Below are 18,996 nucleotides of genomic sequence, written 5' to 3' on the forward strand. Positions count from 1 at the left end.
GTGTCCAGCGTTCGTGGCTCGCCCGGATGCCGTCCGGCACCTCCGGGTCGCGTACGAATTCCCGGTAGGCCTCGTCCAGGACGACGAGCACACTCTCCGGCACGCGGGCCAGGAAGGCATCCAGGTCGCGGGCGCGTACCGCGGTTCCCGTCGGGTTATTGACTGACCACCAGGACGACTCGCCGCTTGCCGAGAGGCTCGATCAGCTCTTCCAGAAGATCCGTCCCGCCGGGCGCCGATGGACGAATGACGAGGTGGCCGCGGAGATCAAGCGGAAGCACCCGGACATCAAGGTCAGCGGTGCGTATCTGTCGGCGCTTCGCACCGGTAAGCGCATTCGCCCGTCCATGGAACTCCTGGTTGCGCTCGCGGAGTTCTTCGGCGTTTCGACGGCCTATTTCCTCGACTCCGGGCATGCCGATCGCGTCAGCGCCCAGCTGGCCGCCTTGGAAGAGTGGAACCAGGCAGGGGTCCGCGCGGTCGCGCTGCGCGCCGTCGGGCTGCAGCCGGGGAGCCTGGCCGCGATCACGACGGTGCTCGACCAGATCCGGAAGCTGCAGGGGCTGCCTCCCGTGAAGGAGTAGCTGAAGGTGACGACATGACTCTGTTGGTGATCTTGTGTGGGGTGCTGACGGGAGGGCCGTGGGGTGCTTCGCTGAAGAGGTGTGGGGGGCTTCGGGTTCTGGGGGTGGGTGCGGTGTCGTTACGGCCGAGGAATTTTCAGCGGATTCCGGTGCGGACGCTGCGGACAGCACGGGCGGCGTGCCCGAAGGGCACTCCGGCGATGCTCATCCGGGACCGGCTCGATGTCCTGTTCGAGGATGACGAGTTCGCCGGGCTGTATCCCGGTGACGGCAGGCCGGGGCTGTCGCCCGGGCAGTTGGCGCTGGTGTCGGTGCTGCAGTTCGCGGAGAATCTGTCCGACCGCGCGGCGGTGGACGCGGTCCGCACCAGGATCGACTGGAAGTATGCCCTCGGCCTTGAGCTGGAGGATCCGGGGTTCGATCACTCGGTGTTGTGCGAGTTCCGGGCCCGGCTGGCCGGACAGGACGGCGCCGCCGATCGGCTGTTGCAGGTGATGCTGGACCGTCTGATGGAGGCCGGCCTGCTCAAGGTGTCGTACCAGAATGCCTTCAGCTGTTGCCGCGCGTGGCTGCCGTAGGAGTACGACCGCTCCAGGCGCGAGGCCGCCTGGCTGGTGCCGGCACCGGGGCCGAAGGTGAGGTATCCGGCGATCAAGGTCACGCAGGCGGCGAAGTACAGGAGGAGCCTTCGCGGACGGACGTAGTGGCGGATCACGGGATCAGGCAGCGAGCTGCCGCGTCGCCGGGCGCTCGTAGCGGCTGGCGTACGGGAAGTACGACTCCAGGAAGGCGTGGAGTTCATAGCTGATGCGTTCCTGCTGGTCGGCGGGGGTGTTGACATCGTTGAGGCAGAAGAAGTCGAAGCGGCGGGTGGCGAGCAGGTCGGCCATGCGGCCGGCCGCATCGGGCTGGGCGACGTCCACGTAGCGCAGCTTGAAGGATCCGGGCACGGCGCGACCGGTCAGGTAGGCGTGGTGGTGGTGCAGCGAGGCGGCCATGGCGATGTCGGTGGTGGCGCGAAAGCGGGAGCGGCTGGTGCGCTCGACGTCCTCGGCGAATCGCTCCTCGATGTCCCGCATGACGGACCGGATCTGCGGGTGCGGGGTGTGCATGAACTTGTTGACGGTGAACCGGCCGTGCTCGTCCAGGAGGAGCCGACGCACGTTTTTGCCGGCGGCGTTGGGTGCGGGCTCATCCGGATGTGGGGCCGCGAGACCCAACTGGAATGGGGAGAAAGGGAGCTTGGCGATTCCGTTGCCGTGGAAGAAGTGGTCGGCGGTGACGGGACGGCCGAGGAAGACGTCGTCGTTGAAGTAGAGGTAGTACTCGGACAGGCTATCGATGTGGTGGAGCTGGGTCTCGATGGCGTGGGAGTTGAAGACCGGCAGGGCAGTCGGGTCGCTGAAGATGTCCTTGTGGTCGACGATCTGAATGCCCGCAGCGCTGGTGTCCAGCCAGTCTGGGGTCTGGCCATCGGTCACGATGTAGATGTTCCGGATGAACGGGGCGTACATCTCCAGTGAGCGCAGGGAGTACTTGAGTTCGCCGTGGCTGGTGTAGCGCGAGGCGCCGGTCTCGCGGGCATGTATGCGGGCCTTGTCGCTGCTGCGGTAGGCCTCGCGCTTGGCGGCGAGGACGGGGTCACTTCCGTCGACCCAGGTGTAGACGACGTCGACCGGGAAGTCGACGGTGTCGATGCGGGGCTGGAGAAAGTGGGCCCAAGTGGGGTGCGCACGGCTGGATATCTCGCGGGTGGCAGGTATGAGGGCGTCGGCGGGCAGGACGTCGGAGACAGCGTTGGGGCGGGGGCCGACCAGGGCGCTGGAGAGCACGGCGGGCGGGGCCTGTGTGCGCAGGGCGGCGATCCGCTCGGCGGCGCGCTCGTCACCGCTGTCGCCGTCGGCGAGGAGGTGGTCCCCCTCGCGCCAGAACTCCACGTCGCAGCCCTGAGAGAGGTCGGCGAGCACCTGGTCAGCGGGGCCGAGCAGGATCACGCCGAAGCGGATGGTGTCCTGTCGTTTGAGGGCGGTGGGAAGGGCGCCGTCCGCGTACAGCGCGGCCTCGGCCGGCCACACCTCCTTGCCCGGCTTTATCGCGTAGAACGCCGTGTCCCCGTACAGCTCGCGCAGCGCCTCCAGCAGTGCCTTGCGGTCCCGCAGGCGCACGCCGACCACGTGCCGGAGCGGTGAACGGCCGGGAACCAGGAAGTACTCGACGCCCGCGTGCTCCAAGGCGTCTGCGACCAGGGACAGGTTCCGGGCCGATGCCTCGGCGGCCGTGAACGACTCCACCCGTCGCCCGAAGAAGGACCGACCATCGATGGTCACCTCCACCAGGTCCGCGTCGCCCTCCAGCAGCGCCTTGCGGCGGGCCGCGATCTTCTCGGCCCGCTCGCACTCGGCCTCCCGCCGCTTTCGCTCGGCCGCCTCCGCCTCGGTTCGGCGACGCCGCTCCTCGCGTTCCCGCTTCCGCCGATCGCGGATACGGGCGGGAAGCAGACGTTCTCCGGCGGCCTTCAAACGTGACGGCATGGCGTGTCCGGTTCTCTCTCTCCAGCGCGCACCCGGCGCCGGGGCTGCTGAGCCTGTGAGCGCCGGGTGAAACACGACAGCGGATTGAATCGTGTGAGGGTCTGTCTTCGATCGCAGATGGGTCAGACGTGGGATCCGATCCAGGCCAGGACCTTCTCTGGCATTCCCGGGATGTCGAGCAGGGCGCCGCCGTGGGCGCTGCTTCCCGCGACATTCTCGACGGTCACCCCGTCGGGGGACATGTCGTGGTCGACTTCCTCGGCAGCCTCCAGGTCGAGGGAGTGGCGGACCGGGATGAAGTCGCCCTCGGAGTGGATCAGGTACATGGGGGCGTCGTTGGCACCGGAAGCACGGTTCTTGACGACCATGTCCTTCCAGGTGTCCCAACAACTGGCGTGCATCGACGTGTCGATGTCGGCTGGATCGGCGTAACAGCGCGCGAGGATAGCGGCGGTGTCGCGTACCTTGCGTTCCTTGTCGCTGCTTGTGTCATGGTTGCCGTCGCTCCAGGCACGGTATGGGGAGGCGACAGGCGACAGACCGACCACGCCCTTGACCCGGCTGCCGCCGGATCCGTACGTGGCCACCGACGTGGCGATCTGACCGCCCGCCGATGAGCCCAGCAGCACAATGCGCTGCGCATCGAGGTCGAACTGGGCGGCGTGCGCTTTGATCCAGTCGATCGCTGCGAGCGCGTCGTCTCGCTGGGCTGGCCAGGGAGCGTCGAAGTTGAGCCGGTAGTCGACCGAGAAGGTGGCGTACCCGTTATCGGCGAACGTCCGGGACCAGGTGGCCCAGCCAGAGTCCTCGTACCAGTAGCCCCCGTGCAGGATGACGATCCCTGGCTGCGGGGTACCGGTCGCATTCCAGTAGGCGTCCAACTTCTGCCGGGCATGGGACCCGTATGAGTAGGTGACCTCACTGCGTGCGGTAGCTGCATGACCTGCCGGCGTGTTGACGGTCAGTAGTGCCGCGACCAGCGCGACACAGAAGGCGAGAGAGCCCAGAAGACGCCCCACCAAAGCCTGCCTCCCCGTGTGCAGACGTACATCGACAAGCGCGCACGCCCGAACTCCGGGCAGGCGCAATGAACGTGGGGGGAGCTCGAACGTCTGCTTGATCGAGCAAGCGAACTATTACGGGCCGTCAAATGGAATGTCAACGCGCGAAGGACGATGTGGGCCATTTGTCCGGATTTACGAGAGAGGTCGTGACCTGTGGGCATTGCTATTGCTATCGAGTGAACTTGGCATCTCTTTCGGCAAGTTGGGGTTGACAGGACTGCTGATCTTGCCCGTAACTTAGCCGCTGTTTAACTCGGTTCAGGGGGAACATTTACTGAATATTGGGGTGGGGTGTGTGCGCATACGCGTAGGCATGATCGGTCTGGCGGTGCTATCTGCTGCGACCTTGTCGGGCGGCTTGTCACCTTTCGGTGCGGCACCCGCGTCCGCCGCGACATGTACGGCGGAAACCGAGTCCGATTTCAATGGGGATGGCATTCGCGACACGGCGATCGCTGATCCGCTCGCGACAGTCAACGGTGCGCAGAGGGCCGGTCTTGTCCGCGTGGTTCTCGGCGGCGGCAAGGGGATCAGCGAAATCTCGCAGGCGACCGCGGGCATGAACGCAACGCCGGAGGCCGGGGATCACTTTGGTCTCTCGGTGGCCACGTACGACGCCGATGCCGACGGTTGCAGTGACCTGGTCGTGGGCGCGCCGTACGAGGACATCACTCAAGGTGGGGTCGACTTGGTCGACGCCGGCGCTGTCTACATCATCCATGGCACAGCTACCGGAATCGGAGCCGGATCGCCGATCGAGGGCTACTCCCAGCAGGGCTTCGACGCGAGCACAAGCACCGAAGCCTACGACTGGTTCGGCTATTCCCTAGCCGCCGGCAAGACATCCGCGGGCAAGCCCTTCCTGGCGATCGGCGCCCCGGGCGAAAACGTCGGCGATATCGCCGACGCGGGATGCCTCCACTATGTCCAGGGCACGACGAAGACGACGGCCAACGAGGATGACCCCGGTGTCCCCGGCACGGTTGAGGCGCATGACCGGTTCGGATACTCGCTCGCGGCCACTCCGCGCTACGTGGCCGTGGGCGCGCCGGGCGAGGCGATCGGTGACAAGACGTTCGCAGGCGGTGTGGCAGTGTTCAACCACACCATCGCCAACGGAGTGCCTACCGCTCTGGCCGGACTGGACCAGGACCAGCCAGGCATCAGTGGAACAGCGGAAACCGGGGACGGCTTCGGCACCTCGATCTCCCTGGTTCCCTACCGACCGTCCGGCGCCTCGTCGGAGACTGACGCTTTGCTGGCGATCGGCGTCCCGAACGAGGACATCGGCACCACCGCCGACGCAGGCCTGATTGAGATCCTGCAGATTCCCTCGTCGGGCGCGTACGCGGAGATCAGCATCGTTGACCGGGGCACAGTTGACGTCGAAGGTGACCCGATGGCCGGAGACTTCTTCGGACAGCGAGTCGCGCTGGCGAACACCAGCCCCGGAGCCGTGGGTACGGCCACGACCATGCAGCTCGCGGTGGGCGTCCCGGGCCACGACGTCACCGGAGCATCGGATGCCGGATCCGTGCACGTCCTCCCGGCTCTCGGAGCCGCAGGAACCGGCGACAAGATCCTTACCCGGGGCGCAGGCATCATCCCCGGAAGCGCTACGCAGCGGGACTTCGCCGGCATGGGCCTGTTTGCCTCCGCCACCGACCTGTACGTCGGCGTGCCCTACAGCAAGTCCGCAGGTGAACCGAAGGGCGTGGTGTACGTGGTGCCGTGGGCGACCATCAGCGGCGGCACGGGCACGGTGAAGACCCTGAAGCCCGGGGCCGACGGGATGCCGGACGCAGGCAAGGCACTCGGCACGGTGATCCGGTGAGAAAAGGTGCAAGATACCTCGAGGGTGGGGGAGTGAACACCAGCAGAGCGCGGCGCAGGAGGCGTCGGGCCACAGCCGTGACCAGCGTGCTGATGGCCGTTCTGGCCGCGGGACTCACAGGGCTTCCGACCGGTGCGTCGGATATCGCCCAGGAGGCGGCGGCCGCCGACAGCGGGACGAAGGCCGCTGTCAGCGAGCAGGCAGCGCAAGCTGCGGCGGCCAAGTCCGGTGACCGGGTGGAGGTGCTGTCCCTCCGGGACGAGCGTTCTGATACCTTCGCCAATCCGGACGGCACCTTCACCACCAGGCAGTACGTCCAGCCAGTCCGTACCCGCAAGAACGACAAGTGGGTCGACCTCGACTCAACGCTGTTGAAGCAGCCCAACGGCACCTACGCCCCCCGGGCCGCGACCACGGGCATGGCCTTCTCGGGCGGCGGGAACAACGTCTTTGCGACCATCGAGCGGACCGGCAAGACGATGTCCCTCTCGTGGCCGAAGAAACTGCCCAAGCCCTCGGTCGAGGGCAGCACTGCCACGTACTCGAACGTCCTGCCGGACGTCGACCTTGTCGTGCGTGCCGACAACGATGGCTTCTCCCACCTGCTCGTCGTGAAGTCGGCGAAGGCAGCCGCGAATCCTGAGCTGTCGACGATCGAACTCCCGGTAACCGCCCACGGCGTGGAGCTGGCGACGCAGGAGAGCGGCGGCCTGGTCGCCGAAGACAAGGCCGTCGGCGGGCCGGTATTCGAGGCCCCACAACCGATGATGTGGGACTCCGGTAAGGAGGCGCCCGCGTCGAAGACGCCTGAGAGCACGGCGAAGAAGACTTCGTACACCGCGTCGAAGACGGCCGCGTACACAGCCGTACAAATGCCCTCCGCCGACCGCGGCGGCGAGGACGCGGACAAGGGCAAGCCCGAGGACGGGCCCAAAGAAGGGGCCAAGGTCGCCGACGTCCGCCTCAAGGTGAAGTCCGGCGCTATGGTGCTGACGCCGGACCCCAAGCTGCTCAAGGGCGAGGACACGATCTACCCGGTCTACATCGACCCGGTGACCAAGACCTCCAGCCGCACCGGCTGGACGATGGTCTCCTCCTACTACCCGAGCGCGGAGTTTTGGAAGTTCTCCGATGACGAGGGCGTGGGCCGCTGCCCAGCGGACGTGTCCTACCGCTGCGCGAGCCCCGATGACCGGAAACGGCAGTTCTTTGCCATTCCGACGGCCTTCTACGAGGACAAGACCATCCTTGGGGCCGAGTTCGCCGTGACGATGGTGCACACCTACGACTCAACGGGGAAGTCCGTCGAGCTCGGCCGGGTCAACAGCTCAGGCGGTAGCGCGATCAGCTCCAGCACCAACTGGAGCAATCAGCCGTCGCTCAAGGAGACGATCGCCTCGCAGGCGCCGACGAACCCGGCAGGTTCGTGCACCTCGACCAACCAAAATGTGCGATTCAACGTCAAGAGCACGGTGCAGAAGGCGGCCGACAGTGGTTGGGACACCACGACGTTCCGCCTCAAGGCCGGTTCCGAGGACTCGTATGCGTACTGGAAGCGCTTCTGCGGTAACGCGCAGCTCGAGGTGACGTACAACCGCCCGCCGTACCAGCCGATGATGTCCGAGCTGTCGATGAACCACGGCGGCAGCTGCGAGTACGGGGCAGCCGAGGAGCACTACGCGGACGAGGTTCCGACGCTGAGGGCGGTCATCCGTGATCCTGACCACAACGATGTCGGTGGCAACACGGAACGGCTCCAGGCCAAGTTCAAGGTCTACTGGACCTCGGGTGGGGTGACGAAGACCTACTACCCGGTCGCAGAGGCGAAGCAGACGCACAGTGTCGAGAAAAACCCAGATATTGGATACGCCGTCTTCTCATACAAAGTCGGTACTGACATTCCCGGCGATGGTGTGGGTACCTTCAGCATCCCGCAGAATGTGGTCATCTCCTGGGAGGTCCAGGGCTTGGACGAGGCCTCGGCGGGCCCGTGGAGCAGCTCTGGTGACGCCGCCACTCGCTGTGAGTTCATCTATGACGCGACCAAGCCCAAGCCCCCCGTGGTCAGCTCCCCTGACTACCCGGATGACGATCTCTGGCACGACGGCGTCGGCGACTACGGCAGCTTCACCATGGACTCGCCGTCCACGGATGTGACCAAGTACCAGTACCGCTTCACAGGTCAATCGGGCTGGACCACGGTGAACGCGCCCTCCCCCGGCGCTGCGGCGACAATCCGCTTCATGCCTGACCGGGAGGGTCCGTTCAACCTGGAGACAAAGGCGGTCGATGGAGCAGGCCACACCCAGGAGACTGCGGTCGCACACACCTTCCTGGTAAACGATGGCCGGGCACCCAAGGTCGCCTGGTCGCTTGGTGATGCAGCGGGGTCCACTCAGGCTGCGGGATCGGCGGGCACGCCGGCGGCCATCGCCGGGTCCGGGGTGAGGTTTGGAGAGCCCGTCCCGGGTCGCCCGAATGAGACATCGGCTGCGTTGGATGGCACCGCAGGTGCTTACCTCGACGCCGGCCAGCCGGCTGTCGACACCAGCAAGACCTTTTCGGTCTCGGCATGGGTGACCCTTTCGGAGCTGCCCAGCGAATCGATGGCGGTGGTGAGCCAAGACGGTACCGCTGAATCTGGCTTCACTCTCGGCTACGACGGCGAGTCGCAGATGTGGTCGTTCCGGGCACCCGTCAGCGAGATCGACTCGCTGGGCTCCTGGAAGGTCATGGGCATCAAGGCGCAGAAGAATGTGCCCACACATCTGATCGGTGTCTATGACGCCGAGCGGGGCGAGATGGAGATGTACGTCAACGGATACCTCATCGAGGAGGACATCCAGCCCCGCCGTACTACCTGGAACGCTCGTGGCGGAGTCCAGATAGGGCGAGCCTTGTCACTCGACGGTTACCGGTACAACTTCAAAGGCAACATCGCGGATGTCGAGATCTACGACCGGGTCATCGCCAAGAGCGAAGGCAGCTTCGTGGGCGGCATTCCGCCCCACCAGCTCGCCTACTGGCCGCTGAATGAGGCCGCTTCGGGCAGCACTCCGGAGGTCTCAGGCGGCACGGGACTCACGCTGGCAGGCAACAGCTCCATCTATCAGGCGGACGACTCCTGCGACATAAATATCGAGCCGGAGTGCCCGCCGGTTGCTGAGCCGCTGAAAGGCGACGGTCACCTGGCGCTGAACGGCGCGACGGACTACGCGTCGCGCGGCAGCGGACTGCTGCCGGCCGAGGGAAGCTTCACGCTCAGCGCGCGGGCGAGACTGTCGTCGCCCACCGCAACACAGGACCAGACCGTTCTGGCACTCCCGGGCACGAACGCCACCGCGGTGGTGGTCCGCTACTCGAAGACGGCCGACCGATGGCAACTTGCGGTGACCGACAAGGACGCCACGGGAGCCGTCACCACAACGGCGGTTGACACGGCGGCACTGCCCAGCGCCGAGGGCGACGGAGATCATCTCGCGCTGGTCTACGACGCGCTGTTCGGCGAGGTCCGGCTGTACGTGAACGGCCAGCTGGCCGGGGCGCAGACCACTTGGCGCAACACCTGGGACTTCTCCAAGGCGAGCGTGCAGGTCGGAAGGAACCTCACGGGTGCGACGGGAAGTGAGTACTTCTCCGGAGCACTGGACGAGGTGCGCGTCTACCAGGGCGCTCTCGACGCGAGCACCGTCGCAACGGTGGCCGGGCTGCACTCAGGCTCAAGCCTGAGCGAGTCGTAGTCACCTCCACAGGGGTGGGCGGACCACTGGTTCGCCCACCCCTGCTCTTGTTCTCCACCCCCCATGTCATCGCTCCGCGCTGGATTCAATCAACGGACCGGAGAGTCATGTCCATGCCCTCATGGTGGAGGGGCCGGAAACCATTCCGGCGACGCTCCACCCAGCGCCGCGTCACCATCGCGGTCGGTGTAGCGCTCACTGTCGGCTTGTTGCCGCAGTACGCGCCGTCGGCCGTGGCCAAGGGGCTCGAGCGTCCTGGTCTGCAGGACCTCGGCAACCCCGTACGCGGCAAGAACGCCAAGTACAAGTCACACAAGTCCAATCCCGCCGAGAACGCAAAGGTGAAGAGGCCGGCCAAGGTCGTATGGCCGAAGTCCGGCGTCGATGAGATACGGCTCGGCACGAAGGCGGCGAAGGCCGACGGTCTACCGCTGAAGGTCGGGCGGCCGAAGAAAGCCACCAAGGCAAGGCCGTCCCCCGCCTCCGTCAAGGTCGAGGTCATCAGCCGCAAGAAGTCGACGGCCGCAGGCATCGACGGTGTGCTGCTCAAGGTTGCCCGTACGGACGACAGCGATAAGCAGGGCATGGCCCGGCTGCAACTGGACTACTCCGGTTTCGCCGACGCCTACGGCGGCAACTACGGCTCCCGACTGAGTCTCGTGCAGTACCCCGAGTGCCTGCTCACGACGCCGAAGAAGAAGCGGTGCTCGACCCCGCGTGAGCTACCCAGCAGCAATGACGCCGACGACCAGACCCTGAGCGCGGACGTGTCGGTGGCACCTTCGAAGGAGGGTGCCCACACGCAGCTGATGAGGGCGGGGACGAGCGCGACCTCCGGCTCCACCACCCTCCTCGCGGCAACTGCCGGGGCGGGCTCGGACCAGGGCACCTTCGGAGCGACCTCGCTTTCGCCGTCCGCGGAGTGGAGCGTCTCCAACTCCTCAGGCGCCTTCAACTGGAACTACCCGCTGCGTACGCCGCCGGTTCCCGGCGGACTCACACCGTCGATGGACTTGGGATACAACTCCCAGTCCATCGACGGCCAGACTGCGACTACCAACAACCAGGGCTCCTGGATCGGCCAGGGCTTTGGCTATGAACCGGGCTTCATCGAGCGCCGCTACAAGGCCTGCGCGGATGACGGCCACGCCGACACCAACGGCGACCTGTGCTGGGGCAACTACAACGCCACCATTCAGATCGCCGGTGGCCCCTCGGGGGAACTTATCTGGGACGACGCGACAGGTGACTGGCGCGTCGAATCCGACAACGACTCCAAGGTAGAGCGCCTGACCGGCGGGGCCAACGAGGACAACAACGGCGAGTACTGGCGGATCACTACGACCGACGGCACCGAGTACTACTTCGGCCTTGACCGCTTGCCTGGTTGGACGACCGGGAAAGAGGAGACGAACTCCACCTGGACCGTCCCTGTCTACGGCGACGACTCCGGAGAGCCCTGCTACAACGCGACATTCGCCGATGCCTACTGCACCCAGGCCTGGCGCTGGAATCTCGACTACGTCAAGGACCCGCACGGCAACGTGATGTCCTTCTACTACGGCCGGGAGACCAACTACTACACCCAAGGCCTGAAGACCACGGAGAACGGTAAGCCGTACATTCGCGGCGGCTATCCCAAGCGCATCGACTACGGCCAGCGCGACGGTCAGGTCTACACCACTGCTGCTTCTGCACGTGTGGTCTTCGAGACCGACGAGCGCTGCACCGGTGCGGCCGCGGACTGCGAGCCGGGAGACCTCACCGATGCCACGGCCTCGCGCTGGCCCGACGTCCCCTGGGACCGCAACTGCGAACCCAACACCAAGTGCGAAGGTCAGAACTCTCCGACCTTCTGGACGCGCAAGAAGCTGAACAAGGTCACCACGCAAATCCGCTCAGGTGCCGACTACAGCGACATTGACTCCTGGAAGCTCACCCACCTGTTCACCGACAACGGCGACGGTTCCAAATCGCTGTGGCTGAACAACATCGACCACACCGGACTCGCCGGTGGTTCCACGGCCTCGATGCCATCCGTGGAGCTTCTCGGCCAGCAGCTGCCGAACCGGGTGGACAAGGCGGGCGACAACATCCAGCCGATGAACCGATTCCGGCTCTCGGCCGTCGACAACGACACCGGCGGCCAAGTGGACGTCATTTACGCAGCTGCGGACTGCACCGCTGACTCCCTGCCTGCCACCGACTCCTCCACGAAGCGCTGCTACCCGGTCAAATGGAATCCGCCGGGCGTGACCGATCCGATCACCGACTGGTTCCACAAATACGTCGTTGACCGAGTAGTCCAGACCGACCTGACCGGTGGCGCGCCGGACATGGTCAGCACCTACGACTACCTCGGGGACGCCGGTTGGAAGATGCCGAAGGCCGACGGCATCAGCGACGACAAGTACCGCACACGCAGTGACTGGCGCGGCTACGGCAAGGTACGAGTCACCAACTCCGACGGCACCGTAAGCGCGGCCAACGCACGTACCGAGCACACTTTCCTGCGCGGCCTCGACGGCGACCCAGTCATCGACTCCGAAGGCGGCTCGCATCCCGACACCGATGAGCTGTCCGGCTTCGAGCTTGAGACCATCGCCTACAACGGCGCGTACACCGCCGACAAGATCGTCACCAAGAGCATCAACACACCGTGGACGCATACGACGGCGACGCGGGTGAGAAGCTGGGCCACCACCAAAGCCTGGTATGTCCGCCCGGAGACGACCAGCACCTACACGGCGCTCGAGGGGGGCGGCTGGCAGGAGACCAAGAGCACCACACGCTACGACGCCACACACGGGCGAGCCACCGAGGTCGACGACTACGGCACAGTCGGCGACGGTGGCGACAACCAGTGCATCCGCACCAGCTACGCCGACAACACGGCACAGCACATGCTCGCTCTGGTCTCCCGGGTGGAGCAGGTGGCCGTGTCGTGCGGAGACTCTGTCGACCGTAAGACCCAGGTCATCTCCGATGACTTGACCTTCTACGACGGCAAGGGGCTCGGCGAGGCACCGGCCAAGGGTGACACCACCAAGGTCCAGAGGCTGGCCTCGCACGACGGCACCACGGCCACGTACCAGACCGTCACCGAGAGCCTGCCGACGGATTTCGACGCCTACGGTCGCTTCACGAAGGTGACGGACGCGGCGGGCAATGCCACCACCGTCGCCTACACCGAGACCGACGGTCTGACGACGAAGAAGACAGAGACGAACGCGCTGGGCTGGGTGACCACCACCGAGTATGCGCCGGCGTGGGGCGTGCCATCGGCGCAGGTCGACATGAATGGCAAGCGCACCGACGTCGGCTACGACGCGCTGGGCCGTCTCACCTCGGTGTGGCTGCCGGACCGGCCGAAGGCGTCTGCCTTCACCCCTTCGATCAAGTACAGCTACCTGGTCCGCAAGACCGCTCCGGTCGCGGTCAAGACCGAGAAGGTCGAGAACGACGGCTCGTACGGCGTCGAGTACGCCCTGTACGACGGTCTGCTGCGGCCCCGCCAGGAGCAGACCGAGGGACCCGACGGCGGCCGGATGGTCGCCGACACCTTCTACGACGGTCTGGGCAACATCGCCAAGGCGAACTCCACCTACTACACAACCGGCGCGCCCAGCGATCAGCTGTTCAACGCCGTCAACGGTGACGTCGACGCCCAGACCCGTATGGAGTACGACGGCGCGGGCCGCAAGACCGCGGAAATCTTCCAGGTCGCGGGCGAGGAGAAGTGGCGCGCCACCTACTCCTACGGCGGCGACCGCGTACACGTCGACCCGCCCGCAGGCCAGACGCCGACGACCACCATCACCGATGGCCGCGGCCGTACCACCGACATCCGCCGTTACAAGGGTGACAAACCGCTGCCCGGCGGTACGACGGCCGACTACGAGGCGACCCGCTACACCTACACCCCGGCCGGTCAGCTCAAGACCGTCAAGGATTCCGCGGGCAACACCTGGTCCTACTCCTACGACCAGCGCGGCCGGAGGATCGAGGCCAACGACCCGGACACGGGCAAGTCGACGTTCACGTACGACGCACTCGACCGGATGACCTCCACGACCGATGCGCGCGGCAAAAAAATCTCGACCAAGTACGACGCGATCGGCCGCACCCTCTCCACGTGGGAGGGAGAACCGGACACCGGCACGAAACTGACCGTCTCGACCTACGACAAGCTTGCCAAAGGCGAGCCGTACGGGACGTACCGTTACGCGAACGGCGCCGTCCAGTCCAGCACGGTGATCGCCGAACTGGATGAGATGTACCAGCCGACCAAGACCCGCTATACCCTCGCGGGCACTGTCGCGCCGGAGCTCAATGCCACCTACGAGTTCTCGACTCAGTACAACCGTGACGGTACGGTCCAGTCCCTCGCCATCCCGGCCGCAGGCGGACTTCCCGCCGAGACGGTCTCCTACGTCTACGACGAGCTGCAACGCCCCACGCAGCTGAGGACATCGCTCGGCACCACGTACATCAACGCGGCTCGTTACGCCCCGACAAGCCAGTTGCAGCAGCTTGAGCTGACGACTGGGGGCGCGGCGGACAAGAAGACGTGGCTCACATACGAGTACGAGCGCGGTACCGACCGCATGACTCGTTCCCGGGTTGACCGCGAAGGTGCGTCCGCTGTCACATACGACGCGCGCTACACCTACGACGCGTCGGGCAATGTCACCGCCATCGCCGACAATCCCACTGGCGGCCAGGCCGATGTCCAGTGCTTCACCTACGACTGGGAGCGGCGGCTGTCCAACGCCTGGACCACGACCAATGCGTCGGACGGCGCGGTCGGTTCGGGCACTGGGAATGCGGCGTGCGCGAATGCCCCGACCGCAAGCACCATCGGCGGTCCGGCTCCGTACTGGCATTCCTTTGAGTACGACGCCTCGGGCAACCGCAGCCAGCAGATCATCCACGGCGTCGGCGGCGCAGGCGACACCACTCGTACCTACAGCTACGGCGACGCCGACCAGGACGGCACACCTGGCGAGGCCGGCGACGGCGGTCCGCACACGCTCACCAAGGTCGTCCAGGACGTCCCCGCCAGCGGGCAGAACCCGGCGGTCCACTCCCAGGACACCTTCACCTATGACGTGGCGGGCAACACCAACAAGCGCATCCTCAACGGCGACACCCAGAACCTGGACTGGGACGCCGAAGGCAACCTGATCAAGTCCACCAAGGGTACCCAGGAGGCCACCTTCGCCTACGACGCGGCGGGCGAGCGTTTCCTCCGCAAGGAGCCCACTGCGACGACGCTCTACCTGCCCGGCATGGAACTGCGGCTGGATGCGGCCAGCAAAGCGATCACGGCGACGCGCTACTACGGCCTCGGCGATCAGACGGTGGCCCTGCGCACCAAGGACGGCGTGCAGTTCCTCGCCGGCGACCACCACGGCACTGCCGAGATCGCGATCAACGCGGCGACGGGCGAGACGACCCGGCGGCGTATGGATCCCTTCGGCAACCAGCGCGGTGACGCCTCGAAGCCGTGGGTCGACGACAAGGGCTTCCTCGGCAAGCCGGTCGACAAGTCAACAGGGCTGACACATGTTGGCGCGAGGGAGTACGAGCCGGAGAACGGCCGGTTCATATCGGCCGACCCCGTAGTCGACTTCACTGACCCGCAGCAGATCAACGGCTATGGCTACAGCAACAACAACCCGGTGTCCTTCTCCGACCCGTCGGGTGAGTTGTACATCCCCCGTGCTCCCCAGTCCTTCCTGCCTGAGAGCCGTGACAGGTCCATAGCGTGGACGGCCAGCCAGGACGCCGAGTGGAGAGCCGAGGCACAACGCAAGGCGGCAGCCGCACGAGCCAGGGCCAACGCGGCCAAGCAGCGCGCGCTCATGGCAGCAAAGGAACTTGCCACGATCATTGCCGACGAACTCGGCCTCACCGATGCGCTTGACTGCTTCACGACGGGCAGCCTTGGCGCCTGCGGTGCGACGGCGCTGAACATCGCCGCAAGCTTCGTAGGCGGCATGGCCGGTAAGTTCGCGGCGAAATACGGCCTGCCGTGGAAGTGGGCCAAGGCTGCCGCGCTGGCCAAGCGCGCATGGGGTCTGCTCAAGAAGCTCAAGAACGGCTTCATGGCGTGGCTGAAGAACAGCAAGCGGGCCGAGAGGCTGGGAGAGGCAGCCGAGGAGGCCGCCAGCTGTTCGGTCAATAGTTTCACGCCGAAGACCAGAGTCCTGATGGCCGATGGCAGTACGAAGCCGATCGAGGACGTCGAGATCGGTGACAAGGTGCTTGCCACCGACCCGGAGACCGGCAGAACCAAGCTGGAAACGGTCACGGCCGAGATCAAGGGCAAGGGCACCAAGCACCTGGTCAAGGTCACTGTCGACACCGACGGCAAGAAGGGCAAGAAGACCGCTTCGGTCACCGCGACCGACGGCCACCCCTTCTGGGTTCCCGAACTGCGTGCCTGGGCGAACGCCACCGCCCTACACCCGGGCCAGTGGCTCCGCACGAGCGCCGGAACGCATGTCCTGATCACGTCGGTAAAGCGCTGGACCCAGCACGCTGCCGTCCACAACCTCACGGTCGCGGACCTCCACACGTACTATGTGCTGGCGGGGAAGGCGCCGGTCCTGGTGCACAACTGCAATAGAGCCGGTTTGGATTTCACCGATGCTGAGAGGCAGAAGGTTTACGACGCCAACGCCGCGAAGAATGGCGGCGAGTACAGGTGCGATTACTGCGGGCAGAAGGTGGAGCGGCGGGGATCGCGAGATGCCAATGGCAACCCCGTCCCGGGAAGGCCCGACGACGCCCAGATCGATCACATCGAGCCGAGGGCCAGTGGTGGGCATGGCGGCGCGCATAATGGTGCAGTAGCCTGCCGTCGATGCAACAGGGATAAGTCCACAAAGACCATGGAAGAGTGGGACGATGAGCTCAGAGACTTCCTCGGCCCCTAGCGGCGGCGAGTCGGTGCCGGCGGGTAAGCCTGAGAGGCTGTACAAGGTGGCCTTCGACCTCCCCGACGAGACAGCCGATTGGGCCCATGCCTCTTCGGAACGGCTCTGGACTGGGAAGACATCCGTACAGATGGAGGTCCAGGTTCGTAACACTCCTTTCTATGTGAAGGGAATCGCCTTCGGGGACATTGTGCGAGTCAGAGCTGATCACGAGCGCAGAGAGCTCGTGTTCGAGGAGTTCGTGTCGGAGGCCGGGCATTCGACGGTCCGCGTCATCATCAATGATGACGACGCGAGGGACGAGATTGACGCCATGCTCCACAGCTTTGATTGTTCCTGGGAGATCGATACGACGGGCTACTTGTGGGCAATCGATGTGCCGCCGCATGTTGATTATTCGTCCATGAGAGTTGCGCTCCTTCATGTTGCCGATGAAGGGAAAATCGGCATCGAAGAGGGTGCTCTCGCCAGAGCGCATCGCGATGGGCTCGGATTGCCAGAGTCTGATCGTTAATCGGGTTCACCAGAAGCCCCGCCGGATTTCATTCCGGTGGGGCTTCTGGGGCGTTTGACGGCAACGGTGACGGCAACGTCAGCGGACAGCCGCCACGGCGGGTGGGTCGTCAGTGCCGTCGTCGGTCGCATCGAGTGCGTGGCCCAGGGCGTCGATGGCTTGGCGTTGGAGTCGGAGTCTCACGTGGGCGTAGACGCCGGCGGTGACGCCGATGTGGGCGTGACCCAACAGCTCCTTGATCACGACGAGGTCGACGCCCTGTTCGAGGAGCAGGGTGGCGGTCGAATGGCGGAGGTCGTGGAAGCGGATGCGTCGGAGTCCGGCCCGGTTGAGGAAGCTGCGGAAGCGGCGGGTGAGGTTGGCAGGGTCGAGAGGTCCGCCCGTCGGTGTGGTGAAGACGAGGCCGCTGTCGCTCCAGTCCGTTCCTGCCGTCTCGCGTTCCTTGTCCTGCCGTCCTCTCTGCTCCTTGAGGGAGCGGAGGCATTCGGCCGGGAGGGCGATGCGGCGTTCGGATGCGCGGGTCTTGGTGGGAGTACCGAGTGCACGTAGGTCACGGTCGAGGGGGACAGCCGTTTCTGGCAGCACTCGCCGACCGCGCAGCACTTCTTCCGCTCGGTGTCGAGTCCCTGGGTGCAGCACTGGCAGGTGGTGCGGATCTGGTCGAGGAAGGTGCGGACGTCTTTGGCGGTGAGGCGGGCGATCTTCTTGGTGCCGAGTCCGGGGATGAGGTGGAGGCGGACGCAGGCGGCGTAGCGGGTGTGGGTGTTCTCGCGGAGCCGGTGGACGGCGACGCTGCCGAGCCAGTAGGTGAGGTAGTCGCCGAGCGTGCTGTCTGCGGTGGCGACGGGCAGTCCGCGGTTGCTTTCGGTGATCTTCTCGGCGAGTTTGTCGGCGGCTTCCCTCCGCGTGCTGCCGTAGACGCGGACGCGTTTGCGGGTGCCGTTGGCGGCGAGGACGTAGCCGGCGGCTTCCCAGCGGCCGTCCTTGCGCTGGTAGATGGTGCCTTCGCCGTTGGCGCGGGCCTTTTTGCGCTTGGGGGCGGTCATCGGGTGGCCTCTTCCAGGTGGCGCTGGACGTAGTCAGCGAGGGCGTGGGCGGGGATGCGGCGGGCGCGGCCGATGGTCAGCGAGGCGAGGCGGTGGGTGCGCAGGAGGTCGTAGAGGGCGGAGCGGCCGATCTTGAGGCGGGCCACGGCCTCGGGGACGGTGAGGAGTTCGTCGTCACGCACGAGTCGCTACCTCCTGTTCGCGTGTCGGGCCGCCGCCGATGAGGGCGGCGAGGCGTTCGAGGTCGGGTGTGAGGCCGGTGCCGTCGTAGGCCCAGTGGGCGAGCACGAGGGTGGCCGGGGAGGGCGGAAGGGTGTGGCGGCGGTGCCAGGCGGCTCGGGCGGCCCGGAGGGCGCCGAGGGTGGTGGAGTAGGCGCGGGTCTTGGTGGAGAAATGGCCGCGGAAGCCGAGCATGTGGGCCCACTTGCGCAGGTTCAGGTGCTTGAGGTCGTCGCGGTTGCCGAGGGCCCAGGCGGTGCGGATCATGCGGGCGGCGTGCTCGGGTACGGACTCGAACCAGAGGTCGGTGATCCTTTTCAGCCGGTGGTCGAGGGTGCCGGTCGCGGCTTCGGTGCCCTTGGTGGTGTACTTGGCGACGTATCCGGCGACCTTTGCCCTCGGTGATCGTGGTCCCGCCCTGGAAGGCGGAGGACTGGATGATCCTGGTGTCGATCTGCTCGCCGAAGGCGAAGGAGCGGGCGCGGCCGTTGATCCCGGGCCCGTCGATGTGGGCGCGGGT

The 18,996-nt window shown here is 65.9% G+C and carries 10 protein-coding genes and 2 pseudogenes; 6 read left to right on the top strand and 6 right to left on the bottom strand.

Going from position 1 to position 18,996, the window contains the following annotated elements; all coding sequences use genetic code 11:
• Positions 1 to 7: 7 nt before the first annotated feature.
• Positions 8 to 160: pseudogene (locus ACY34J_RS01985) on the bottom strand (aminotransferase class I/II-fold pyridoxal phosphate-dependent enzyme); the annotation flags it as partial.
• On the opposite strand from ACY34J_RS01985, the gene ACY34J_RS01990 reads away from it, so the two are divergent.
• Both ACY34J_RS01990 and ACY34J_RS01995 read left to right on the top strand, forming a co-directional pair.
• A complete protein-coding gene (locus ACY34J_RS01990) occupies positions 159 to 584 on the top strand; it encodes a helix-turn-helix domain-containing protein (protein WP_462724516.1) in 426 nt (141 codons plus the stop codon). The pseudogene ACY34J_RS01985 and the gene ACY34J_RS01990 sit on opposite strands and share 2 nt — an antisense overlap.
• A 14-nt stretch (positions 585 to 598) precedes the next feature.
• Entirely contained in the window at positions 599 to 1,162 is a 564-nt protein-coding gene (locus tag ACY34J_RS01995) for a transposase (protein ID WP_462761931.1), read from the top strand.
• A gap of 141 nt (positions 1,163 to 1,303) precedes the next feature.
• Here the strand turns inward: ACY34J_RS01995 and ACY34J_RS02000 are convergent, their stop codons facing one another.
• Both ACY34J_RS02000 and ACY34J_RS02005 read right to left on the bottom strand, forming a co-directional pair.
• On the bottom strand, positions 1,304 to 3,115 hold the full coding sequence (locus tag ACY34J_RS02000) for a stealth family protein (protein WP_462724518.1): 1,812 nt from the start codon (positions 3,113 to 3,115) through the stop codon (positions 1,304 to 1,306).
• 122 nt (positions 3,116 to 3,237) lie between these two features.
• The gene (locus tag ACY34J_RS02005; protein ID WP_462724519.1) at positions 3,238 to 4,134 is read right to left on the bottom strand and encodes an alpha/beta fold hydrolase; all 897 of its coding nucleotides are present in this window, start codon (positions 4,132 to 4,134) and stop codon (positions 3,238 to 3,240) included.
• A 358-nt stretch (positions 4,135 to 4,492) separates the two neighbouring features.
• Here ACY34J_RS02005 and ACY34J_RS02010 point away from each other — a divergent pair, with 358 nt between their 5' ends.
• From ACY34J_RS02010 to ACY34J_RS02025, 4 genes are all read left to right on the top strand, one after another.
• Positions 4,493 to 6,013, top strand: a complete 1,521-nt coding sequence (locus ACY34J_RS02010) for an integrin alpha (RefSeq protein ID WP_462724520.1) — start codon at positions 4,493 to 4,495, stop codon at positions 6,011 to 6,013.
• Positions 6,014 to 6,045: 32 nt separating this feature from the next.
• Positions 6,046 to 9,753 (top strand): LamG-like jellyroll fold domain-containing protein, encoded by a 3,708-nt coding sequence (locus ACY34J_RS02015; protein ID WP_462724521.1) that lies wholly within the window; start codon positions 6,046 to 6,048, stop codon positions 9,751 to 9,753.
• A 107-nt stretch (positions 9,754 to 9,860) separates the two neighbouring features.
• Positions 9,861 to 16,697: an RHS repeat-associated core domain-containing protein gene (locus ACY34J_RS02020; RefSeq protein WP_462724522.1), complete on the top strand. Its 6,837-nt coding sequence runs from the start codon at positions 9,861 to 9,863 to the stop codon at positions 16,695 to 16,697.
• Positions 16,669 to 17,211 (top strand): DUF4265 domain-containing protein, encoded by a 543-nt coding sequence (locus ACY34J_RS02025; RefSeq protein WP_462724523.1) that lies wholly within the window; start codon positions 16,669 to 16,671, stop codon positions 17,209 to 17,211. The genes ACY34J_RS02020 and ACY34J_RS02025 overlap by 29 nt, the downstream gene beginning before the upstream one ends.
• Positions 17,212 to 17,289: 78 nt before the next feature.
• Here the strand turns inward: ACY34J_RS02025 and ACY34J_RS02030 are convergent.
• The 3 genes and pseudogenes from ACY34J_RS02030 to ACY34J_RS02040 all read right to left on the bottom strand — a co-directional run.
• Positions 17,290 to 18,257, bottom strand: a pseudogene (locus ACY34J_RS02030) (tyrosine-type recombinase/integrase).
• Positions 18,254 to 18,439 (bottom strand): helix-turn-helix domain-containing protein, encoded by a 186-nt coding sequence (locus ACY34J_RS02035; RefSeq protein WP_462724524.1) that lies wholly within the window; start codon positions 18,437 to 18,439, stop codon positions 18,254 to 18,256. The pseudogene ACY34J_RS02030 and the gene ACY34J_RS02035 overlap by 4 nt, the downstream one beginning before the upstream one ends.
• Positions 18,432 to 18,996 (bottom strand): replication initiator (locus ACY34J_RS02040; protein ID WP_462761932.1); only part of this gene is annotated, 565 nt, incomplete at its 5' end. The genes ACY34J_RS02035 and ACY34J_RS02040, both read right to left, overlap by 8 nt.

This window comes from Streptomyces sp. HSS9-12 (assembly GCF_054963655.1).